General features: G+C 71.2%; 18 protein-coding genes and 1 pseudogene. 12 read left to right on the top strand and 7 right to left on the bottom strand.

Annotation, left to right across the window (positions count from 1 at the left end):
* Positions 1-15 precede the first annotated feature (15 nt).
* The gene (melC2, locus tag ACZ7M3_RS04615) at positions 16-840 is read left to right on the top strand and encodes a tyrosinase MelC2 (protein WP_388532492.1); all 825 of its coding nucleotides are present in this window, start codon (positions 16-18) and stop codon (positions 838-840) included.
* A gap of 73 nt (positions 841-913) precedes the next feature.
* Here melC2 and ACZ7M3_RS04610 read toward each other — a convergent pair whose 3' ends face one another.
* The 5 genes from ACZ7M3_RS04610 to ACZ7M3_RS04590 all read right to left on the bottom strand — a co-directional run bounded on the left by ACZ7M3_RS04610 (position 914) and on the right by ACZ7M3_RS04590 (position 6,889).
* The gene (locus tag ACZ7M3_RS04610) at positions 914-1,876 is read right to left on the bottom strand and encodes a hypothetical protein (protein WP_472060675.1); all 963 of its coding nucleotides are present in this window, start codon (positions 1,874-1,876) and stop codon (positions 914-916) included.
* Between the two features lie 51 nt (positions 1,877-1,927).
* Entirely contained in the window at positions 1,928-4,000 is a 2,073-nt protein-coding gene (locus ACZ7M3_RS04605; protein ID WP_472060673.1) for an outer membrane protein assembly factor BamB family protein, read from the bottom strand.
* A gap of 159 nt (positions 4,001-4,159) precedes the next feature.
* Positions 4,160-4,879: a ribonuclease H family protein gene (locus tag ACZ7M3_RS04600; protein ID WP_351311624.1), complete on the bottom strand. Its 720-nt coding sequence runs from the start codon at positions 4,877-4,879 to the stop codon at positions 4,160-4,162.
* Positions 4,860-5,915 carry an ArsR/SmtB family transcription factor gene (locus ACZ7M3_RS04595; RefSeq protein WP_472060671.1) on the bottom strand — a complete coding sequence of 352 codons (1,056 nt, stop codon included), beginning with the start codon at positions 5,913-5,915 and terminating at the stop codon, positions 4,860-4,862. Before ACZ7M3_RS04595 ends, ACZ7M3_RS04600 begins: the two co-directional genes overlap by 20 nt.
* A 176-nt stretch (positions 5,916-6,091) precedes the next feature.
* Positions 6,092-6,889 carry a VOC family protein gene (locus ACZ7M3_RS04590; protein ID WP_097226789.1) on the bottom strand — a complete coding sequence of 266 codons (798 nt, stop codon included), beginning with the start codon at positions 6,887-6,889 and terminating at the stop codon, positions 6,092-6,094.
* A gap of 160 nt (positions 6,890-7,049) precedes the next feature.
* On the opposite strand from ACZ7M3_RS04590, the gene ACZ7M3_RS04585 reads away from it, so the two are divergent.
* The 3 genes from ACZ7M3_RS04585 (at position 7,050) to ACZ7M3_RS04575 (ending at position 10,377) form a co-directional block, all read left to right on the top strand.
* Positions 7,050-8,066 carry a zinc-binding alcohol dehydrogenase family protein gene (locus ACZ7M3_RS04585; RefSeq protein ID WP_472061031.1) on the top strand — a complete coding sequence of 339 codons (1,017 nt, stop codon included), beginning with the start codon at positions 7,050-7,052 and terminating at the stop codon, positions 8,064-8,066.
* A 64-nt stretch (positions 8,067-8,130) separates the two neighbouring features.
* Positions 8,131-9,357 carry a PP2C family protein-serine/threonine phosphatase gene (locus tag ACZ7M3_RS04580; RefSeq protein ID WP_472060669.1) on the top strand — a complete coding sequence of 409 codons (1,227 nt, stop codon included), beginning with the start codon at positions 8,131-8,133 and terminating at the stop codon, positions 9,355-9,357.
* A gap of 96 nt (positions 9,358-9,453) precedes the next feature.
* Positions 9,454-10,377 (top strand): SGNH/GDSL hydrolase family protein, encoded by a 924-nt coding sequence (locus tag ACZ7M3_RS04575; protein ID WP_472060667.1) that lies wholly within the window; start codon positions 9,454-9,456, stop codon positions 10,375-10,377.
* Between the two features lie 155 nt (positions 10,378-10,532).
* Here ACZ7M3_RS04575 and ACZ7M3_RS04570 read toward each other — a convergent pair whose 3' ends face one another.
* Both ACZ7M3_RS04570 and ACZ7M3_RS04565 read right to left on the bottom strand, forming a co-directional pair.
* Entirely contained in the window at positions 10,533-12,047 is a 1,515-nt protein-coding gene (locus tag ACZ7M3_RS04570) for an MFS transporter (RefSeq protein WP_472060666.1), read from the bottom strand.
* Positions 12,048-12,431: 384 nt separating this feature from the next.
* Positions 12,432-12,827, bottom strand: coding sequence for a nitroreductase/quinone reductase family protein (locus ACZ7M3_RS04565; RefSeq protein WP_075025909.1), 396 nt, complete (start codon positions 12,825-12,827; stop codon positions 12,432-12,434).
* Here ACZ7M3_RS04565 and ACZ7M3_RS04560 point away from each other — a divergent pair.
* The 8 genes and pseudogenes from ACZ7M3_RS04560 (at position 12,828) to ACZ7M3_RS04525 (ending at position 21,810) form a co-directional block, all read left to right on the top strand.
* Positions 12,828-13,357 (top strand): annotated as a pseudogene (locus ACZ7M3_RS04560) (lantibiotic dehydratase). It begins immediately after the preceding gene.
* A gap of 29 nt (positions 13,358-13,386) precedes the next feature.
* Complete coding sequence (locus ACZ7M3_RS04555) at positions 13,387-13,566, top strand: hypothetical protein (protein ID WP_472060663.1); 180 nt, start codon at positions 13,387-13,389, stop codon at positions 13,564-13,566.
* A gap of 417 nt (positions 13,567-13,983) precedes the next feature.
* A complete protein-coding gene (locus ACZ7M3_RS04550; protein WP_472060662.1) occupies positions 13,984-14,454 on the top strand; it encodes an NUDIX domain-containing protein in 471 nt (156 codons plus the stop codon).
* Positions 14,451-16,442 (top strand): ABC transporter ATP-binding protein, encoded by a 1,992-nt coding sequence (locus ACZ7M3_RS04545; RefSeq protein ID WP_472060660.1) that lies wholly within the window; start codon positions 14,451-14,453, stop codon positions 16,440-16,442. Before ACZ7M3_RS04550 ends, ACZ7M3_RS04545 begins: the two co-directional genes overlap by 4 nt.
* Entirely contained in the window at positions 16,439-18,607 is a 2,169-nt protein-coding gene (fxlM, locus tag ACZ7M3_RS04540) for a methyltransferase, FxLD system (protein ID WP_472060658.1), read from the top strand. The genes ACZ7M3_RS04545 and fxlM overlap by 4 nt, the downstream gene beginning before the upstream one ends.
* A gap of 97 nt (positions 18,608-18,704) precedes the next feature.
* Positions 18,705-20,177 carry a methyltransferase domain-containing protein gene (locus ACZ7M3_RS04535; RefSeq protein ID WP_472060656.1) on the top strand — a complete coding sequence of 491 codons (1,473 nt, stop codon included), beginning with the start codon at positions 18,705-18,707 and terminating at the stop codon, positions 20,175-20,177.
* A gap of 31 nt (positions 20,178-20,208) precedes the next feature.
* Positions 20,209-21,411 (top strand): bifunctional class I SAM-dependent methyltransferase/NUDIX hydrolase, encoded by a 1,203-nt coding sequence (locus ACZ7M3_RS04530; RefSeq protein WP_472060654.1) that lies wholly within the window; start codon positions 20,209-20,211, stop codon positions 21,409-21,411.
* Positions 21,412-21,660: 249 nt separating this feature from the next.
* On the top strand, positions 21,661-21,810 hold the full coding sequence (locus ACZ7M3_RS04525) for a hypothetical protein (protein ID WP_472060652.1): 150 nt from the start codon (positions 21,661-21,663) through the stop codon (positions 21,808-21,810).
* Positions 21,811-21,884: the final 74 nt, after the last annotated feature.

The following is a 21,884-nucleotide window of genomic DNA, read 5'->3' as shown; positions in this document are numbered from 1 at the left end:
CGTGGAGTCCCGCACATGACCGTACGCAAGAACCAGGCGAACCTGACCGCCGACGAGAAGCGGCGTTTCGTCGACGCGCTCCTCCAGCTGAAGCGCAGTGGCCGGTACGACGCCTTCGTCACCACGCACAACGCGTTCATCCTCGGCGACACGGACAACGGCGAACGGACGGGGCACCGTTCGCCCTCCTTCCTGCCCTGGCACCGCAGATTCCTGCTGGAGTTCGAGCGTGCCCTGCAGTCCGTGGACGCCTCCGTCGCCCTGCCGTACTGGGACTGGAGCACCGACCGTTCGCCCCGTTCCACCCTGTGGGCTCCCGACTTCCTCGGCGGCACCGGGCGCAGCCTGGACGGCCGGGTGATGGACGGCCCCTTCGCGGCCTCCGCGGGCAACTGGCCGATCAGCGTGCGCGTCGACGGGCGTACGTATCTGCGGCGTTCACTCGGCAGCGGTGTCCGTGAGCTGCCGACCCGCGCCGAGGTGGACTCCGTGCTCGGCATGGCGACGTACGACATGGCGCCCTGGAACAGTTCCTCGGACGGTTTCCGCAATCACCTCGAAGGGTGGCGCGGCGTCAACCTCCACAACCGGGTGCACGTCTGGGTCGGTGGCCAGATGGCCACCGGTGTCTCCCCCAACGACCCCGTCTTCTGGCTGCACCACGCCTACATAGACAAGCTCTGGGCCGACTGGCAGCGCCGCCATCCCGCCTCCGGCTATCTGCCGCTCTCCGGCACCCCCGACGTCGTGGACCTCGGCGAGACCATGAAGCCGTGGAACGACGTGAAGCCGGCGGACCTGCTGGATCACACCGCGTTCTACACCTTCGACACCGTCTGACCGCGCGTTCACAGGTCCGGCCCCCGTCGCCCCTCCTCACCGGGAGGGGCGACCGGGGCCCCACGCCGCTCGTCTAGACGTCCTCCACCTGCCAGCCGTCCGCGTACCCGATCCGTACGTGCGGCGCGGTGGTGTCCGTCCCGTCCTGGTGCAGCAGGACGACGGGGCGCTCGGTGAGGACGACGGCGTCCTCCAGCGGCCACCAGGCGCCCACCTGGTACAGGGCCTCCTGCAGGGCTTCCAGGGCGGGCGAGCCGGGCATCCCGGCGGCGGCGAGCATGCAGCGCCAGTGGATCAACTCCCCTGCGGCGGACCAGCTGTCCAGCCTGCCGCCGAACTCCTGCCGGAAGTAGATCTCCTCCCGGCTCGGCGGCGGTGGCGGGGTGATGACGTCCATGACGCGGACGGGCCGAACGATGTGCTCCGGCACCGGACCGCGGAGCCTGTCCTGAAGGCGGCGCCGCACCAGCCCGCCGAAACGCCCCGGCGCGGGGTCCGTCGACCGGGAAAGGACACGGCTCATCTCCTCCTCCAGTTCGTAGGCGCCGGACTCGCCGCGTTCCCAGTGCAGGCCGAGCATGTCGTAGAGGGGCTCGCCCAGGGCCCGTACCAGTCGTGTCCTCGCTTCGGAGGTGTCCCAGAAGGTGCCGGTCAGCGGTCTTCTGGCGCGACCGGCCCGCGGCCGGTCGGCTCCCGCCGAGAGTTGCCCGCGCATCCGTTCCTCCGCCCGCCGCGCGAACTGCGGCGAGAGCCGCAGCGGCGGACCGGCGGCGAGGTCGGTGAACAGTGTCCCGTCGAGCCGGTCCTCGCACCCGTGGCGCAGTGCCCAGGACGCCGGTGCGCCGCCCAGCGGGGAGTCCATCCATACGACGGTCCGCGGGACCGGCAGACCATGGGCGCGGTACACGGCGGCGACCGATGCCTCGGCCCTCGGCCGGTCGCAGGGCTCGGTACTCAGCCCCGCCCGCAGCCATCGGTCGGCTTCGGCCAGCACGCGGGCCTCGATGTCCGCGGTCAGTAGTTCTTCGTGCCCCATTTCGTCCCCATCCCCCATCCCCGGCCCCCCAGCGCCCACCCGAATCCGTCGCTACCGTGTCACCGCGTGCAGATAGCCGTCCTCGCTGCCGACGTACACCACCCCGTCGGACACGGCGGGCGTGGAGTACACGGCCCCGCCGGTGGCGAACTTCCACCGCTGTTTGCCCGTCGGGCCGTTCACCGCGTACAGGTGGCGGTCGCCACCGCCGACGTACACCACCCCGTCGAAGACGGTCGGCGAGGAGAGCGTGCGTTTGCCGATGGGAAACCTCCATCGTCGCTTGCCCGTGGCGGCCTCCACCGCGTACAGGTTGCCGTCGGCACTGCCGGCGTAGACGACTCCGTCGGACACGGTCAGCGACGAGGACACGACACCGCCGACCGCTGTCTTCCATCGTTGCTCGCCCGTCACGGCGTCCACCGCGAGGAGGGTGCCGACCTCGGAGCCGACGTAGACCACTCCGTCGACCACGGCGGGCCGGGTGAACACGCTGGCGTCGGTGGTGGCCTTCCACCGCTGCTCACCGGTGGCCGCGTCCACCGCGAACAGGCTGTGGAAACTGCCGAAGTAGACCACCGCCTCTGCCACGGTCGGGGACGAGGACACCCCGCCGCCGGCGAAGAAGTGCCACTTTTCGCTGCCGTCGGCGATGTCCACGGCGTGCAGGTTGCCGTTCTCACCGCCGGCATAGACGATCCCACCGACCTCGGTCGGCGACTGGGAACCGACGCTGCCGAGGTGGAACTTCCACTGTTCCTTGCCGGTGGCACCGTCCAGTGCGTACAGGTTCTCGTCGACGCTGCTGAGGAGGACGGTCCCCCGGACGGCGACCGGTGACGAATACCCGACACCGGTTCTGGGGCGCTTCCAGCGCTGTTCGCCGGTGGAGGCGTCCACCGCGCACAGGTTGCGGCTGCTGCTGATGTACACCAGACCGTCCGCCACGGCCGGCGACGCGTACACGAGGCCGCCGACCTGGAACCGCCAGCGCTGCTCGCCGGGCCCGGCCTCGCGTCTTCGGGTGGCGGAGGACCTGTTGTCGTAGATGCTCCAGCCGCCGAACCCGAGCCCCGCGACACCGGCGCCCACGCCGAGCAGGGCCCGTCTGCGCGACGGCCCCGCCGGGGCACCGGCGGCATCGACGGACGGCGGCCGGTCACCGGCGGGCCACTCCCCCGTCCGGGGCGGCGCCATCCACGCCGACGGTTCGGGCGAGGGCTGCGTGGCGGTACGGGTGTGCACGGCGGCGGCCACCGGCTCGGGCAGCCAACCAGCGTGCGACGGAGTGGAGTTGACGGCCGGTGCGCCGCCGGTCGCTCGGGCCAGCCGGTCCAGCAACGTGGGCACGGTGGGCCGTCCGTCGGGCTCCTTGTCGAGGCACTCCGCCACCAAGTCCCGTACGGCGGGCGGGAGTCGGCGCAGGTCGGGTTCCTCGTAGACGACACGGAAGCTCAGGGCGTGCGCCGAACCGGTCCCGAACGGCCCGGCCCCGGTGGCGGTGAAGGCCAGGACCGCGCCCAGGGAGAAGACATCACTGGCCGGCCCGACCGGCTTGCCGGTCAGCTGCTCGGGAGACATGAACCCCGGCGTGCCCACCACCACGCCGGTGCGGGTCAGCGCGCTGGCCTCCCCGGTCACCGAGATCCCGAAGTCGATCACCCGCGGTCCGTCCGGGGCGAGCAGGATGTTCGACGGCTTGAGGTCCCGGTGGACCACCTCGGCCGCGTGGATCGCCTCCAGTGCCTCGGCAAGTCCCGCGCCGAGCGCCAGCACCGGGCCCTCGGGCCAGGGCCCGTGCGCCGTCACGGCATCGCCCAACGGGACCCCGGGCACGTACGCGGTCGCCAGCCACGCGGGCGACCCGTCCGGATCGGCGTCGACCACACCCGCGGTGAACACGCCGTTCACCCGTCGGGCCGCGGCGACCTCCCGGGCGAACCGGCGCCGGAAGTCACCGTCGTCCGCCAGTTCCGGGCGCACCACTTTGACCGCGACCGCCCGCCCTCCTGGCGACCGCCCCAGATAGACGCGCCCCATCCCGCCCGCACCGAGCCTCGCCACGATCCGGTAGCGCCCCACCTGGCGAGGGTCCCCCGCCTCCAGCGCCTCGAACGCCTCCACGCCACCCCCTGCAAGGCCCCACGCCCCCGGCAGGTGCCGAAGAACCCACATCCTCCCCGACGCGCCCCACCTTCGCACTGATGTCCGCCACGCACTTCGGGGGCTGTCCGCCGAGCGTTCGGCGGACAGCCCCCGAAGGAGACCGCGGCAGGGTGGGTACTAGGCGTTGCTGGGCTCGGCCGTACGGCAGTCGGGGTGCCCCCAGCCCTGGCCGTTCTTGGCGATGGGCTCGCCCGCCGCGTAGGAGCGGCCGCAGACGCATCGGCCCGGGAACTTGGCCTTGATCGTACGGGCCGACGTGCCCTGCCGGGGTGTCTTGGCGGAGGCGGTGGCCGTAGTGCGGCGGCGGCCGGCGCCGGAGGGGGCCGGGGTGTCGGGGGACGGCGGGGGCTCCGGGGAGCCCAGGTCGCTGCCGGCGGGCTGCTGGACGATGGCGGCCTGGCTCGCGGCGCGGTCGGCGAAGTCGTTCAGCCGGTCGCCGTCGACCTGGTGGGCCGGGACATAGCGGAACTCCACGGTGCGGCCGTCGAGGAGTTCGTCGATGCGCGCGACCAGTTCCTGGTTGGCGACCGGCTTTCCGGAGGCCGTCTTCCAGCCCTTGCGCTTCCAACCGGGCAGCCAGGTCGTGACGGCCTTCATCGCGTACTGGGAGTCCATCCGGATCTCCAGCGGGACGTCCGGCGCGATCGCCGTCAACAGGCGTTCCAGCGCGGTGAGTTCGGCGACGTTGTTCGTCGCCGTGCCCAGCGCTCCCGCCTCCCAGCGGGTCGGTGTCTCCGCGCCGTCGGCCACGACCCACGCCCATCCGGCCGGTCCCGGGTTTCCCTTCGAAGCCCCGTCACAGGCGGCCACCACACGTTCAAGCATGTCCCCGATCATGCCACGGTCCGGCGGCGGCTCCCCGCACGGGCCGGAGCACGCTCTCGCGCGTCCGGGGACTGGTGCCGAGCAGCCGCAGACCCAGCAGCGTCGCCGTGTGCAGGACGTACTTGCCGTCACGGTGGCTGGCGACCAGTCCCCCGTCGCGCAGCACGCCGATCTGGTAGCTGGCGCTGGGCAGCGCGATCCCCACGGCCTCGGCCACCTCGGAGGTGGTGCGGGCACTCTGCCCGGCCACCTCGGTCAGTACGGCGGCCCTGGTGCGGCCGAGCAGGCGCTCGACCCCGCCGTCCGTACCGGCCGCGACGGCGAGCGGAGTCTTCGCCACCGGGTACACGAGCACGGGATCCAGACCGGGATCCGCCAGCGCGGTCGGTCTGCGCCAGCAGAAGTAGGAGGGCACCAGGAGAAGTCCGCGGCCCTCCAGATACAGGTCGCGCTGGACGGGATAGTCCACTTCGAGCACCGGGGCACTCCAGCGCGCGACCGGGCGCAGGCTCTCCAGCAGTGCCTGGGTGCCGCCGTCGAGGAGGGCTCGGGCGCGCACCCCGACATCGTTGCCCACCGCCGTACGGATGTGCGGCCAGTGCGGTTCCAGGAGACCGCGGAAGTAGATGCCCAGGGAGCTCGCCAGCACCTTGAGCGCGTCGCTGCCCGGTCTGCCCAGCGAGGCGGCCCAGCTCGGGACCGGGCGCGACTCGGCCAGCCGCGACAGTTCGCGGACCATTTGCACACGCGGTGTGCGCAGCAGTTGGTCGAGTCCGGCGGAAAGACCGCCGCCGGTGACCGGCGGGGTGAGGAAGTCCGGAATATAGCCGGTGGCGGGGATCAGGGCGCGCAGTGGGCGCAGCGCGCGGCCCAGGTTCGAGTCGCCGGAGAATCGTTGCCGCGCCGAGCGACGCCAATGTCCGAATTCCAGCGGTCCCTGGCCGGTTTCCAGACGGCAGACACTGCACATCAGTTCCCACAGGGGATCAGGCTGCCGGGCCACTCGAATGTTTTGCAGGTCGTCCGAAGTGAAGTGAATGCGGAGCATGAGGTCTCTTTCGCTCGCAATCCTTGTGGGGGGTTCGGCCGTTCGAACGTGCCGCAACCACAAGAGAGGACGAGTACCGCATGCGCATGGTTGCCCCGGAGGCAAAGGGCCCGGTCCGCCCCGGAGGAATTCCGCCATTCTCCGGGGGGCCGGTCCGTGGGGGATCCGTGGTCCGTTCAGGAGACCTCGGTCGCCTTGGGCATCGCGCCCTCGGTCGTCTTGACGTCGATCACGGAGAATGCCGCGCCCTGCGGGTCGCTCAGCGCGGCGAAGCGGCCGAACGGGCTGCTCATCGGCCCGAAGCGGAGAATGGCGCCCCGTTCGGTGGCCTTCGCGACCGCGGCGTCGCAGTCCTCGACGGTGAAGTACACGTTGAAGTACGACGGGACCTCGGGCGGGAAGTCGTCCGTCATCCGCATCCGGCCGAGGACCGGATCCTCGCCGAGGTCGTACAGCCTGAAGTCGACGGCGTCGTCGTCCAGCTGCTTCATGCGGTACCCGAAGACGGCCGAGAAGAAGGTGTCCGACTTCTCGGGCTCACGGGTGAAGACCTCGGCCCAGCAGTACGCGCCGGGCACGCCCCGCGCCTCGAAGCCCTCGTGCCGGCCGGGCTGCCAGACGCCGAAGACGACCCCGCTCGGGTCCCGGGCGATCGCCATCGTGCCGAAGTCGCCGACCTGCATCGGCTCCATCAGCACCTCGCCGCCGTCGGCCCGGATCTTCTGGGCGGTGGCGGCGGCGTCGGGCGACGCGAGATACAGACACCAGGCGGACTGGCCCTCCTGGCCGGGCATCGGCGGGACGACGGCGGCCACCGCCTTGCCGTTCGCGTAGGCCTGGGTGTAGTTGCCGTACTCCGAGGACGACTCGCCGAACGTCCAGCCGAGCACGTCACCGTAGAAACTCTTCGCTCCCTCGACGTCGCTGAACATCGCGTCCGCCCAGCAGGGCGTTCCCTCGGGCTGTACTGCCATGGCGTTCCACTCTTCCCGGTTCGTTACGGTTGATTTCGTTACGGTTCATTCCGGTTTCACGCTAACCAGCCTCCGTGCGGGCCGCGCGCCGAGCGGGACGCCCTGGACGACACTGGAGAGAGGGCTCGGGTGGTCGTCGACGGGACGGGGACACGGGATGATGCACACGTGGGAAGTGGCCCGGCCCGGGCCCATCGAGGGAGAACCGCTGCGTTTCGTCGAGCGGCCGATCCCGGTGCCGGGGGCCGACGAGTTGCTCGTCCATGTGCGCGCGTGCGGGGTGTGCCGCACCGACCTGCACGTCAGCGAGGGAGACCTGCCGGTGCGCCGGCCCCGGGTGACGCCCGGCCACGAGGTCGTCGGCGTGGTCGCGGCGACGGGCGAGGACGTGCGCGACCACGTGGTCGGCGACCGGGTGGGCGTCGCCTGGCTGCGTCGTACGGACGGCACGTGCGGGTACTGCGCGCGCGGGTCCGAGAACCTCTGCCCGGCCTCCGAGTACACGGGCTGGGACGCCGACGGCGGCTACGCGGAGTACACGACCGTCCCGGCGGCCTTCGCCTACCGGCTGCCCGGCGAGGTGGACGACGTCGCGCTGGCGCCGCTGCTGTGCGCGGGCATCATCGGCTACCGCGCGCTGCTGCGGGCCGCGCTGCCGGACGCCGGGCGGCTCGGCCTGTACGGGTTCGGCGGCAGCGCCCATCTGTGCGCGCAGCTGGCCTTCGCACAGGGCGCCACCGTGCACGTACTGACGCGCGACCCGGCCGCGCGGCGGCTCGCGCTGGAACTCGGGGCCGCGTCCGCCCGGGGCGCGTACGACGAGCCGCCCGAGCCGCTGGACAGCGCGATCCTGTTCGCTCCGGTCGGCGACCTGGTCCCGGTCGCGTTGCGGGCCCTCGACCGGGGCGGGATCCTGTCGGTCGCCGGGATCCATCTGAGCGACACCCCGCCGCTGCACTACGAGAGCGACTTGTTCTACGAGAAGGAGCTGCGCAGCGTCACCTCCAACACGCGCCGGGACGGGCGGGACTTCCTGGCGCTGGCTGCCCGCCACGGCGTGCGTGCCACGACGCACACCTACCCGCTGTCCGAGGCGCTGCGGGCCCTGCGGGACCTCAAGGCCGGCCGTTTCGACGGGGCGGCCGTGCTGATGAACGACTTTCCGGCGCGCACCTGAGCATGCGCGCCCGCGACGCGCGTGCGTGGATGGAACCAGACGTGCGTGCGACGGTGGAGGTGGCATGACGAGCCGAGGCGGTGACGACGCTACGGGGGCAGGGGCGCCGTTCGCCGCGATGGAGGACGCCGTCGAGACGATCGGCACCACCCTCGACGAGCGGATCACCTGCGAGGAGCTCGCGGAGTTCGTGTGCCGGGAGGTGTGCGACGCCGCCGCGGTGGATCTGCTGCCCACGGACGTCCCGGCCGCACAGCACTCGCACGAGCCGAACCTGACCCGTGTCGCCACGGGCGGCCGGACCGACCTGCTCACCCCCTGGACCCCGCAGGGCGCCCGCCCGCTGTCCGTCCAGGCGCTCGACGAGGGGCTTGCGATCACGGCGTCGCTCGACCTGTCCGGCACGGTCCCCCGGGAGGTCATGACGGTGCCGCTGCTGGCACACGGCCACCTGTACGGAGTGCTGCTGGCCGTCCGGCAGGGGCGGGCCTTCAGCGACCGGGGCACCGCCGTCATGCACTACGCGGCACGGCTCGCGGCCGTCCACCTCGGCCACTCACGGCAGCACGACGCCGTCCGCGACACCGTGCTCTCCCTGCAGCGGGCGCTGCTGTCCGAACCGGGCCGTCCGCATCCCAACCTCGACCTCGCCACCCGCTATCTCCCGTCGGGCAGCAGCGTCCTGGTGGGCGGGGACTGGTTCGAGACCGTCCGGCTGCACTTCGGGCGCACCCTGCTGGTGGTGGGCGACGTCATGGGGCACGGGCTGGACGCCGCGGTGGACATGAACGCGTACCGCTCGATGCTGCGCTATGTCGCCTCCACCGATCTGCCGCCGCACCGCGTGCTGCGCCGCCTGGACGCGGCCGTGTCCGAGGACAGCGCCCGGCGTCCGGCGACCGCTCTGCTCGTCCAGGTCGACCCGGCCCGGGGCACGGCCATGCTGGCCAGCGCCGGGCATCTGCCGCCGGTCGTGTTCGCCGGGGACGGCACCGGGGAACTCCTGCAGCTGGCGGTCGGCCCGCCGCTGGGCACCGGCGTGGGCGGCTACGAGGCGGTTTCGCGCGCGCTCGCTCCCGACGACACCCTGATGATGTTCACCGACGGTCTGGTGGAGCGGCGCGGCGAGGACATCGACGCCTCGCTGGCCCGGCTGGCCGGGCTGCGGCTGCCTTCCGGGACCAGTGTCGACGCGGCCCTCGACCGGGTCCTCGCAGGGCTCGACGCCCGGCACGCGGAGGACGACGTGGCGCTGCTGGCAGCCCGCATCCGCCACCGTCCCCCGGTCTGAGACCCGACGCGGCCGTGACCGACGTACGTCTTCCCCCTGCTGCCGCGCTGTGCTTGCCTGGGGACCCCTTTCGGCGGGCGGGGCGGGAGTTGCTTCATGCGGAGGCCGTGGATCGTGGGGGTGCTGTTGGCCGGGCTGCTGCTCGGCGCGTGCGGGGATCCCGCGTCGGGGCCGGAGCCGTCGCCGCCGGATCCCGCGTTGCCCACGGCCGCTCCGTCACTGACCACGACCACCCGCCAGCGCCCCGCCGCCTCGCCCACGACAGCTGACGCGGCGGCGAAGGCGCCCACCGTTCTCTACCTCGGGGACTCGCTCGCCATGGAGGGCCAGAAGGTGCTCGGGCAGTCGCTCCGGGAGCAGGTGGACGCCCGTTACACGAGCGCCCCCTACTCCGGCACCACCCTCTGCGACTACCTGGAGGGGACCGGGGAGCGATCCCTCGTACCGCCCGCGGACAAGGCCGCCGCGCTGGTGCGCTCGCTGCGGCCGGACTTCGTGGTGCTCCAGTTCTGGGGCAACTCCTGGGGCTACACGCCCTGCATGGACGGCATCACGTACGACAAGGAACCGGCCACCTACTTCAAGCGGTACGCGGCGGACATGCGGCGGCTGACCGAGCAGATCGCGGACGCGGGCGGCGCCCGACGGCCCCGGATCGTCTGGGTGTCGCAGGGTCCGGACCCGATCACCCCCGAGCGGATCCGGACCGTGAACGCGCTCTACGCGGCACGGGCCGCGGCCTCCCACGACCTGGTCGCCGACGCCGGGAGGACGGTGAGCCCGGCGACGGCCCGCTACACGTGGGCGCAGTACCTGCCGTGCACCGCGTACGAGCACGACCACGCGTCGTACTGCACCGAGTCGGGCCGCGACCGCACCGCCCTGCACCGCGACGACGACTATCTGCACTTCTGCCTGGCGCCGACCACGTCCACGCCGAAGCCCTGCCCGGTCCGCTCCCCCGGCATCGCGCGGATCACGCGCGAGATCACCCGGGTGATAGCGGACCACGTCGGCTGACGGTCCTCAGGGCTGCCCTGCCAGGGTCTTGTGGCGAGGTCGGTCGGGGTGCGGCGGCAGGTGTTCCTCGGCCCGGACCGCCAGGGCGGCGAGCGGGATGAGGAAGGCGTTGCCGTGCGGGGTGAGGGCGACGGGGGTCCCCCCGCTGGTGGGCGTCAGCCCATGTGGACCGGGGCGGCGCCTTCGGTGTGCTGCTGCCTGCCCGCGTTGATGGCGAACCCGGTGACGAGCAGACCGGCCAGGAACATGGCCGCGGCGGCGACGAAGGCCATCGTGTAGCCGTGGGTCACCGCGTCCCCCGCCTTCGCCACCAGGGCGAAGTCCTTGGTGGCCAGGCCCCGGTAGAGGGAGCCGGCCGCCTCGGGCAGCTTGTCGTCGGCCGCGGAGGTGGAGATCGTCGACAGGATGGCGAGGCCGAGCGCGCCGCCGATCTGCTGGGCGGTGTTGAGCAGTGCGGAGGCGACGCCGGTGTCCTGGTGGGAGACGCCACTGACCGCGCCGAGTGTCATCGGGACGAAACTCATGCCCAGGCCCAGGGCGGTCACGAACATCGCCGGCATCAGATGCGCGGTGTAGGAGGAGTCCGGCTCCAGGGTGGCGAACCACAACATGCCCACGGCCGCGACCAGCAGGCCGGGGCCGGCGATCAGGCGCGGCGCGAGGTGCGTGACCAGCTTGGAGCTGATGCCCGCGGCCATCGCCATGCCGAAGCTGAACGGCAGGTAGGCGAAGCCGGTCCTGACGGGGCTGTAGCCGAGGATCAGCTGCATGTAGAGCGTCAGGAAGTAGAACGTGGCGAACATGCCCGCGCCGATGAACAGCATCGTGGCGTAACTGCCCGACCGGGTGCGGTCCTTGAAGAGGCGCAGCGGCATCATCGGGTCGGCGGTGCGGGCCTGGAGGTACAGGAACGCGGCCAGGAGTACGGCCGCGGCGGCGAAGGAGACGAGGGTGACACCGCCCGTCCAGCCGTGCTCGCCGCCCCGGGTGATGCCGTAGACCAGGGCGATCAGGCCGCCGGTGCCGGTGATCGCGCCGGGGACGTCGAGGCGTCCGGGGTGGCGCTCCGCCTCGACCAGGGTGCGGGTGCCCGCCAGGACGGCCAGGCCGATGGGGATGTTGACGAAGAACACCCAGCGCCAGTCCAGGACGTCGGTGAGTGTGCCGCCGAGCAGCAGGCCGACGGTGGCGCCGACACCGCCCATCGCCGCGTACACGCCCATCGCGGTGTTGCGCGACTTTCCGGCCGGGAACGTCGTGGTGATCAGTGCCAGGGCGCTGGGTGCGGCGAGTGCGGCACCGACGCCCTGCAGGACGCGCGCGCCGATCAACAGGCTCTCGTTCGGGGCCAGTCCGCCCAGCAGGGAGGCGAGGGTGAAGACGGCTGTGCCGACCTGGAACATCCTCCGCCGGCCGAAGAGGTCACCCGCCTTCCCGCCGAGCAGGAGCAGGCCACCGAAGGCCAGCGCGTAGGAGTTGACGATCCAGGCGAGGTTCGCGTCGGACACGCCCAGGTCGGTCTGGATGGCGGGCAGGGCGATGTTCGTGATCGTGGCGTCCAGGACGACCATCAACTGGGCCGCGGCGATCACGAAAAGAGCCAGGCCGAGATGTCGGCCTCCGGACGAGGAGCCGGACGTATCCGGCCCCGCGGGGGCAACAGCGGTCACGCTCTCAGCAGACATGAATCGAGTACTCCAGGGAGTGCGCAGGAAACAGTGCTCCCCGACCACGCCACAGACATGAAATGCCGGTGTCTCGATCGGGGAAAAGAAAGAGTGAACGGAGTCTGATGAAACGGAACACTCGCTATGCAATCCGAGGCCAGGGTGCCGATACGGCACGCGATCCGGACTCGGGACGAGGCTCAACCGTAGCATTCATTCGGCACCACACCGGGCGCGTTCGATCCCTTTGAATGTTGTCAATCTCGCGCTTGACGAAACGCCCTGGAGTGTGGGCACGGAAAGGGCACACAAGCGCGTGCCCACACTTTTCCGGAAAAGGCAAATGCGAATTCCACGTCCGACGCGCAATTCCCCGTGCGCCGGGGATCAGTCCGTGAGATCGACGCGCACGGTCGTCAGACCGGCGCCCATCGCCCGCACCGCGGCGCTGTTGAACCGCGGCAGGGTCCTCAGTCGCGCGCGGGCGTCGTCCTCGGGCATCACATGGGCGGTCCCGGTGTACCAGCGGCCTCGGACGCGGACGCGGACCCGCGGGTCCGCCTGGATGTTGCGCACGTACTGCGAACGCCCGCCGTACTCGCTGACGAACCAGAACTCCCGCCCCACCAGCCGTCCGCCGACCGGGGTCCGGCGCGGCAGCCCCGACTTGCGTCCCGTGGTCTCCAGCAGGGTCTGGATCGGCAGGCGCTTCAGGAGTGGATTGCCGATCCACCGCTGGAACGAGGTGACGACGCGGTATTTCCGTTCGGGGTTGCGGGACATGTGGGGGTCCTCCTGTTCGATGCCGGGCACCATTGTGCGGGGCCCGGCGACCGTCTCACGACCGCTGTCCGCCCCCAGCTGGTGGAGATCGCCACGGGCGCGCGCCCGGAACTGCTCGCGCCGACCGCGATCAACTTCCTGTGGAACAACTACACCCCGCCGATGGCCCGGTTCCTCGGCGAGATCAGCCGGACCACCGCACCGCAGGTGACCTGGTTCGACCGGGGCGCCGCCTGGGCCCTGCCCTTCACCCCTGCGCTCACCTACCGGCGCACCATCCTCACCGCCGCCCGGTGGAAGGTCCGCAGCCGCGCCCTCCCCGCCCGCAGCGCGACGCTGCAGGAGTGGGCGGACCAACTCCACGCTGGCGGGCCCGGTTGCGGGTGCCGGAGCGGGTGCTGCTCGCCGAGGACGACCAGCAGCTCCCCCTCGACCTCACCAAAGACGTCGACCTGGATCTGCTGCGCGAGCAACGCAAGCCCTACGCCGCGCGCGAGGTCCTGCACCATCCCGCCACGCGCACCCCCTGAGCACCGACCGGGACGACGCCCTCAACGCGGTGATCACGGCAGCGGGGCTCGGGGCCGACGTCCTACCCGCTGGCCACCGGCAGTCGCTGTCCGATGCCGTCGCCCTCGCCCTCGCCCTCGCCGTCGCCCTCGCCGAACTGGGGCCGCTGCTGCAGGACGACAAGGCGGAGCCTGGCAATCCCCCGGAGGAGGTACCGCAACCCACATGAGTGATCGAACACAGCGTCACGGCACGCCGAGCTCGGCCACACACGGAGAGGGTCCGATATTCGAAATCGGGTTCTAGATTTAGCCCGCGCGCACCCGTGACGGCGACAGGAGACCCCCCGTTACCCGATCACCTGTCCGCATCCCACCCCGAGGAGTCCTCATGCATCCCGTACGCCGCTCTGCGCTCGTTCATCCTGCGTTCGAAAACACCGCCGTCTCCTCGGACACCACCGCCCACCCTGCTGCCGGCCGCGCCGCCCTCCTCGCCGACGGGTCACGACCGGATACGAGGTACCTGGCATGACGGACTCCAACCGCCTTCCGTTCCCCCTCATCTACGGCCCACGTCACGGCAACCCGCTCGTGACCGCCCGCGGCCGGCGCACCGTGGAGCGCCCGATGCAGGAGGGACGACGTTGAGCGACTCTCCTCACCTGCTGATCGCCGACGTGGCTCAGGTCCTGCTCCGGGCGAACGGCGCCGCCCTGTGTGTGCTCCGCAAACCCGACGCGGTCCTCGCACCGGGACAGCTCACCGTCGTGGGAGGCCATCTGGAGGCCGACGAACCGCTTGACCGCGCCGCGCGGCGCGAAGCGATGGAAGAGGCGGGGGTCCGCATCAGCGCCGAGCAGCAGGAGTTCTGCGGCCTCGTCCACCACCACGGACCCGGCGAAGGCATGGACCGGATCACCGCCGTGTTCGTCGCCCAGTCCTGGACCGGGGAGCCGCACAACGCCGAGCCGGACAAGCACGAAGGGCTGTTCTGGGTGCCGATGGAGAAACCCCCGCCGGCCTGCCACCCCTACACCGCCGCCATCTTCCACATGCTCACCCACGGCCCGTCGTACCGGGCACTGAACTGGCCCACCTCGGGAGGCACCCGGTGAAGAGGTTCTTCGGACCGGTGACGATGGCCGAGCCTCGGGTCTCCGACGCCGAACAAGAGCTGTTCGGCGGACCGCTGCGCTACGACATGGGCTGGTCTCAGCACGAGCACGCGGGCCTGGACCTGACCATGACATCCGCGCTGCGCTCCATGCCCGCGCTCGTCGGCGCCACCCTGCGCATGGCGTGGCAGGCCGACCGGCGCGCACTGCTGGCCGTGGTGGTCAGCGAGATGGGCCAGGGCATCGCCGCGGCCATCGGCCTGCTCGCCATCAACGTCGTCATGCACGCCCTGCTCGCCGGAAGCGGCAGCGCCGCCGAGAGACTGCACGCGCTGTTACCAGGCCTGCTGGCCGCCGCCGCCATCGGTGTCGTCAACTCCGCCCTCTCTGCCTGGTCCACCTCCCGCGCGGGGCGCCTGGAACCGAAGGTCGAACGGATCGCCACCACCCAGTACCTGGCCGCCGCCGCCAGTGTCGAGCTGGAAGCCATCGACGACCCTGACTTCCGGCGGCTTGTCGACATCGCCCAGCACGGCCCCGGCTCCGCCCGCCGCATGATCAGCGCCTGCGTCGCCGCCCTGAACGGCCTCATCTCGCTGATCACCACCGCCGGCGTCCTCGCCGTGCTCCACCCCGTCCTGCTGCCCATGCTGATCCTCATCGCCGCACCGCGCGGCTGGGGCGCCATGCGCGTAGCCCAGGAGCGGTACGTGTCGGTGATGAGCTGGATCGAGCACGTGCGGGCCAGCCGGCTCATCGGCAATCTGCTCACCGAGCGCACCGCGGCCCAGGAGGTCCGCCTCCACGCCGTCGGCAGCTTCCTCCTCAGCCGCTACCAGCGCATGGCCGAGAGCGCCGAAGCCGAACAGGAACGCCTCGCCTCCAGCAAGGCATTGACCGAATGGGTCGCCTCCGCGCTGTCCGGCCTGGCGATGGCCGCGACGTACGGGGCCATGTTCTGGCTGATCATGGCCGGGCACATGAGCCTCGCCATCGCAGGCACCGCCGTGATCGCGGTGCGGACCGGATCGGCGAGCCTGGGCGCGCTGGTGATGAACATCAACCAGCTGCACGAGGAGTCCCTCTATGTCCGCGACCACGGCCGGTTCCTGACCCAGGCCGCGCAGCGCACCATCCCCGCGGGCGGCGACGCGGTGCCCGAGCGGGTCAAGGAGGTCGTCCTCGACGGCGTTACCTACCGTTACCCCGACCGTGACACGGCTGCCCTGGAGCAGGTGTCGCTGACTTTGCCGATGGGTTCGGTCACCGCCGTGGTGGGTGAGAACGGCTCCGGCAAGAGCACGCTGATGAAGATCCTCTCGGGCCTGCTGCTGCCCCAGGCCGGTACCTTGCGCTGGGGTGAGGCGGACATCAGCGGCCTCGACCGTTCGCAGGTCTTCGAGCGCGTCTCGCTGCTCACCCAGGATTTCCAGCGCTGGCCCGTGACCGCCGCGATGAACATTCGCCTCGGCCGCCCTGCCCACGCCGCCACACCGCAGGACCTGCAACCCTCGGTCGACTACGCCGGCGCCGCCCCGGTCATCGCCAAACTCCCCGACGGTCTTCGGAGTCTGCTGGCCCGCATGTTCCGCGGCGCCATCGAACTCTCCGGCGGTGAATGGCAGAAAGTGGGTCTGGCCCGCACCCACTGGCGCAGCTCGACCTCGCAGGCGGACAGCATCCTCATCGTCGACGAGCCCACCTCCGCTCTGGATCCCGAAGCCGAGATCGAAGCGTTCGACCGCATCCGCCGCCTTGCCGCCCCGAACCGGGCCGTCGTCCTGGTCACCCACCGCATGTCCGGGGTCCGTCACGCCGACCGCATCTACGTCCTCAACGCGGGACACCTCATCGAACACGGCACGCACGACGAACTCATCGCCGCACGCGGCCGGTACGCCGCCATGTTCGACGCCCAGGCCGCGCAGTACGCCCCTACCGCCGGCATCCCGAACCCCACCGCACCCACCGTCGCGGATCCCGCATGACCCGACCGATCGAGAGGCCCGCCGTGACGACACCTCCCACCACCGGCCTCGACGAGGCGGGCGCACTGCGCCACCAGCTGGCCGACCAGCTCGCCGCCGCCGGCCACGTCCGCACCCCCGCGGTCGACAAGGCCCTGCGTACCGTGCCCCGGCACGCCTTCGCCCCCGAAGTACCTCCCCAGAAGGCGTACGCGAACGACATCGTCGCCACCTGCCACAGCGACGACGGCCGCATCACCAGCTCCATCTCGGCACCCTGGCTGCAGGCCGACATGCTGGAGGCCGCCCGCCTCCAGCCCGGCCACCGCGTCCTGGAGATCGGCTCGGGCGGCTACAACGCCGCCCTGATCGCCGAACTCGTCGGTCCCACCGGCGGCGTCACCACCCTCGACATCGACCCGGCCGTCACCGACCGCGCCACCCGCTACCTGGCCCGGACCGGATACGACCGCGTCCGCGTGGTCACCGCCGACGCCGAGCACCTGCCCGTCGGCATCGTGCCGGACGGCGGCTTCGACACCATCCTGGTCACCGTCGACACCTGGGACCTTCCCTGGTTCGACGCTCTCGCCGACGGCGGACGCCTCGTCGCGCCCCTGCGCCTGCACCAGTACACGTGGGCCATCGGCTGCACCAAGCGCGACGGGGCTCTCCACAGCGACGAGCCGCTCATCGTCTGCGGATTCGTCGCCATGCAGGGAGCCGGCGCGTGGGACGCGAACCGGCGCACCGTCCCGGGCACCGGCGTCCACCTGTCCTGGGGGGACGGCACCCCACTGCCCGTCGACCAACTCGCACCGGCCCTCGCCCGCGAGCCGTTCGTGGCGCACAGCCACGTCACCGTCGGCGGCCAGGAGCCCTCCGACGCCCTCACCCTCTACTTGGCCGGAGCCCTGCCCGGCTTCTGCCGCCTGTCGGTCGACCCCGACGGCGACAACGGGGTCCTGAACCCGCCACCCCAGCACTGGCCCGGCGCCGCGATCGTACGCGGCGCCTCCCTCGCGCGGCTGGCCACCGAGCGCATCTCCGACGGCGACGACGGCAACGGTGTGTACGAGCTGGTCGTCCACGGCTACGGTCCCCACGGCCACCTGGCCGCCCAGGAGATGGCCGAACAGGTCCAGCACTGGCAGCGCAATCACCGCGCCGCACTCTGTCCGCGGATCACCATCCACCCCCTGACCGACGACGGTCCCACGCTCGCGACCGACGATCCGCACGTCTTCGTCAAGAAGCACACCCGCGTCACGATCGACTGGCCGATCGTTCCCGGCACGGCGGCCCTGCTCACTGACGACGAGGGCCGCTACCTGCTCCACCTGCGCTCGGCGAACAAACCAATCTGGCGTCCGGGGCAGTGGGCCCTGCTCGGCGGCAACACCGAGAGGGGCGAGACCTGCGACGAGGCCATCGTGCGCGAACTCGACGAGGAGATCGGGCTCGCCGTCCCGGACCTGACGGGCTTCGTCACGCTGGACACGCTGAGCGCTAACGGGTCGTTCAAAGACCGCGTGCGCGTCTACCACGGCACGCTGAACACCCCCGTGCACGAGATCGAACTGCGCGAGGGCATCCAACTGCGCTGGACCCGCATCGAGGAAACAGCGGAGATGACCATGGACCCAGGCACCGCCGCGGTCCTCCACGCACACCACAACGCGCACCAGCCCCGTGGCCGCCGCGGCGGAACGCTTCCCGTGGTGGAGGTCCGCGAGTCCCGCGATCACCGCAGCCGCAGCATCATCGGCGCCCACCTCGTCCTCATTCGGGACCGGGCCGTCCTCTTGGGTAAACGCCACCCGAGCAGCGCCTTCGCCCCGTCGACCTGGCACCTGCCCGCCGGCCACCGCGAAGACATGGAATCCGCCGTCACCTGCATGGTCCGGGAAGCGCGGGAAGAGACCGGACTCCGCATCGCTGAGCACGACTTGTCGCTCGTCCACGTCCTCGACCTGCTCGCCCCCGGGAGCACGATCCCGCGTGTGGGGTTGTTCTTCGCTCCCTCCCGCTGGGAGGGCGAGCCCCTCGTACGCGAACCGGAAAGCTGCACCGCATGGCGCTGGTGGCCGCTCCACGCGTTGCCCGAGCCCATCGTGGAGTACACGCGCGTCGCGTTGGAGGCCATCTCCCGCGGCGCGCCGTACACCCCCATGGGCTGGTCCTGACGGGGCCGTACACGACCGACCGGCCCAGGCGGCTACCAGCGGGCTCCACTGCCCCGCCGTCGCCAGTACCGCTACCAAGAAGGGTGTGCTTCCGCATATGTTCACCACGCAGGACGAATGGGACCGTGGCTACACCGAAGGGCGCCGCTACCGGCCACTCACCGACACCGAACGCTCGCTGCTCGCCACGCATGTGCCGCCTGCTGCCGGGGGGCGGGCTCTTGAAGTGGGATGCGGGACCGGCGAACTCGCCGCGCACCTGTCCTCATCCGGCTACACCGTGGACGCCATCGACTGGTCCGAGACCGCCCTCGCCGAAGCCGGCACCCGCCACGGCGACGCCGCTCGCTGGCGTCGCCTCGACGTCGAGGGGGACGACGGGGCATCGCTGAACGCTGACGGCTACGACCTGATCACCCTGCGATTCGTCGCTCCGTTCCTCAGCGCCCGCGACCGCACCCTGGACGCGCTGGGCCGACGGCTGCGGCCCGGCGGCGCCCTCGTGATCATCACCCCGCTCGCCGCCGACACTCCAGCCGAACGGCGCGGTATCGCCCTCGACGAGGACGAACTCGCACGCCTGCAAAACCGGTGGGCGGCTGCGGAGCGGCACGATGCCGACGGGCTGGTCTTCCTCGTCCTGCGGGGGCCGCGCCAGGACGAGGCCGCAGCGCACGTCGCAGCGCAGCGCACGCCGTCAAGTGCCCACAACGGGGAAAGTGCCTCCCGGCGCGAGCATCACTTCCACCTCTTGGGGCGCTACTACCGGCAGGTGGAGTCGGGACGCAAGACGATCGAGGCCCGCGTCGCCACCCCCGAGAAGGCGGCCGTCCAAGTCGGGGACTTCATCGTCTTCCACGACCGGGACAGCAACCGGGATCTCGACATCATCGTGAAGCGGATCACCACGTACGCTTCGTTCGATGACCTGCTCAGCGCGGAGGACCCCGCCCGCATCGACCCGGACGGACCGCGCGAAGAACTGCTCGTCAACCTCCGCACCATCTACCCGCCGGCCAAGGAGTCGCTCGGCGCCCTCGCCTTCGAGTTCGACCACCGACCCGCACGGCCCGGCCGCCCCATGCCGATGACACCCTCGCAGTACGCGCAGACCGTTCCCCATCACACGGTGTACGGCTGCCTGTACGTCCGTGACGAGCACGACCGGCCGGTACAGCTGCGCTCGGTCTACGGATCCCGGCTCTGGCAGTTCCCGGGCGGCGACCTCGACGCGCAAGGAGAAGACCCGCTCCAGACCGCCCAGCGCGAAGCCGTAGAAGAAACCTGCCTCGAACTCGGCCTGGAGATGCCGAGGCTGCTCCTGACGCACTTCCTGCACGCCGGGCCCCGGATGCCGCTGAACAAGGTGGGTCTCATCTTCGACGGAGGCCGGCTCAGCGCGGACCAGCTCCGCCGGATCCGCCTGAATCCCGCGGAGCACGACATGTGGGCCGTCCACGACCTCGCCGGGTGGCAGGAGCTGATGGCGCCAAGGGCCTTCGCCCGTCTCGACGCCATCGAACGGGCCCGGCTCGGCGAAGGCCCCGCTTACCTCATCACGCACACCTGATCCGCGTCGCGCTGCCCGCCTAGGAGAGATCGTGTCCGTCGAGGACGTCAACACCCAAGCCTGGACCGTCTACGGCCAGCGCCAGCTGGCCCGCGCCTACATGCCGCCCATCCCCGACCGCCTGGCCTGGACGCCCTGGAAGGGGGTCGGACCGGGTGCGGAAGTCCTCGGCGACATCACCGGCCGGCGTGTCCTGGACATCGGCTCCGGGGCCGGCCACCACGCCGTGCATCTGGCACGCGCTCACGGCGCCTGCGTCACCGGGATCGAGCTGTCGCCGACCCAGCACGAACGCGCCGCCTCCACGCACGCGGATGTTCCGGATGTGGAATTCGCGCAGGGGGATGTGGCCGAGTACCTCGCCGAGGCCGAGCCGTTCGATGCCGCGTACGCCATCGGCACCCTGGCATTCGTCGACCCGCACCGCGTGCTGCCCGCACTGCGCGACGGCCTACGCCCTGGCGCGCCGCTGATCCTCTCGCTCCTGCACACCGACCTGCACGGCCGCGGCCCCTCCACGGAGGTGGCACCGCGCGAACAGATGATCTTGCTGCGTGACGACCCGCCCCTGCCGTCCCAGATGTGGGTCCTCGCACCGCAGCTGTGGGAGGACCTGCTCACCGAGTACGGCTTTCGCGTCGAGGCCATCGACCTGCTGCACCACCCTGAGGAGAGTGCCCCGGTCATCCAGCAGCTCATCCGGGCCCGCCGCCTGCCCGACCGGCCTGCGCGGGTTTCCAGCCGCCCCCGCAGCGCCACGCCCCCGCTGGCGCACGCGGCCGTGGGTGTCGGCGCGATCCTCCTCAGCGAGCAGGGGCTGCTTCTGGGCCGCCATCGTCGCGGCACCCTCGAACTGCCCGGCGGAACCGTCGAGGCCGGAGAGTCCTTCGAAGCCACGGTCGTCCGCGAACTCCGCGAGGAGACCGGTCTGATCGCCCGCCCGGCCGATGTCAAGCTCCTGGGAACGCTCGTCGACCACGTCGAGGGTGTCCTACGGGTCACCGTGGGCGCGCACGTTCACGCCTGGCGGGGACAGCCGGCCACGCAGCCGAACGAGAGCGTCGGCGACTGGGCCTGGTATCCCCTCGATCTTCTTCCCGACGGCCTGTTCGTGTGCAGCGCACAGATCCTCACGGCCTGGCATCCCGACCTGTCCATCGACCACACCGCCGCGCACTTCACGCCCTTCGCCTACGGCACACCGCCCGCGACGTCGGTGGACGGCCTGGCATGAAATCCAGCGCACGCTTGAGTCTTTGGCGCCACCTCGACTTCCGCCTCTACTGGGCAGGGCAGGCCGGCGCCGTCCTGGGCTCCTCGCTCAGTTCAGCGGCGATCCCCGCAAACGGCCCCTGATGATGGCGACGAGTCTGATCAGCGCGACAGCGATGCCGTCCATCCCACTGGCGGCCTCCTACGACAGACTGACGCTGATGCAGCTGTGGTGGCCGCCTTCGTGGTTGGCTCCTGCCACGTGGTGGGCATGGCTGCAAGCCTGTCCTACATCCCACACCTTCTGCCTCCGCACCGGTTTCTGGAGGCCAACGCCAAACTGGCCGGCGCCAATACGCTGGCCGACATCGGCGGCCCGGCTCTCGCCGGAGCGCTCATCGGCCTGATCGGCGCCGCCTAGCAGTCGCCGCGGACGCGGTCTCCTACCTGGTCGCCGCCCGGTGTAACCGCCTTCCTCCTGACAGCGGGCGAAGT

The sequence above is a fragment of the Streptomyces sp. NPDC111656 genome, assembly GCF_055656965.1.
This window is presented reverse-complemented; position numbering and strand designations above follow the sequence as displayed.

Bases quoted from the DNA above. Each gene is read 5' to 3' on its own strand.
- melC2 (WP_388532492.1), top strand. From the start codon at position 16: ATGACCGTACGCAAGAACCAGGCGAACCTGACCGCCGACGAGAAGCGG.
- ACZ7M3_RS04610 (WP_472060675.1), bottom strand. From the start codon at position 1,876: ATGGGGCACGAAGAACTACTGACCGCGGACATCGAGGCCCGCGTGCTG.
- ACZ7M3_RS04600 (WP_351311624.1), bottom strand. From the start codon at position 4,879: ATGATCGGGGACATGCTTGAACGTGTGGTGGCCGCCTGTGACGGGGCT.
- ACZ7M3_RS04595 (WP_472060671.1), bottom strand. From the start codon at position 5,915: ATGCTCCGCATTCACTTCACTTCGGACGACCTGCAAAACATTCGAGTG.
- ACZ7M3_RS04590 (WP_097226789.1), bottom strand. From the start codon at position 6,889: ATGGCAGTACAGCCCGAGGGAACGCCCTGCTGGGCGGACGCGATGTTC.
- ACZ7M3_RS04585 (WP_472061031.1), top strand. From the start codon at position 7,050: ATGCACACGTGGGAAGTGGCCCGGCCCGGGCCCATCGAGGGAGAACCG.
- ACZ7M3_RS04580 (WP_472060669.1), top strand. From the start codon at position 8,131: ATGACGAGCCGAGGCGGTGACGACGCTACGGGGGCAGGGGCGCCGTTC.
- ACZ7M3_RS04575 (WP_472060667.1), top strand. From the start codon at position 9,454: ATGCGGAGGCCGTGGATCGTGGGGGTGCTGTTGGCCGGGCTGCTGCTC.
- ACZ7M3_RS04565 (WP_075025909.1), bottom strand. From the start codon at position 12,827: ATGTCCCGCAACCCCGAACGGAAATACCGCGTCGTCACCTCGTTCCAG.
- fxlM (WP_472060658.1), top strand. From the start codon at position 16,439: ATGACCCGACCGATCGAGAGGCCCGCCGTGACGACACCTCCCACCACC.
- ACZ7M3_RS04535 (WP_472060656.1), top strand. From the start codon at position 18,705: ATGTTCACCACGCAGGACGAATGGGACCGTGGCTACACCGAAGGGCGC.
- ACZ7M3_RS04525 (WP_472060652.1), top strand. From the start codon at position 21,661: ATGGCTGCAAGCCTGTCCTACATCCCACACCTTCTGCCTCCGCACCGG.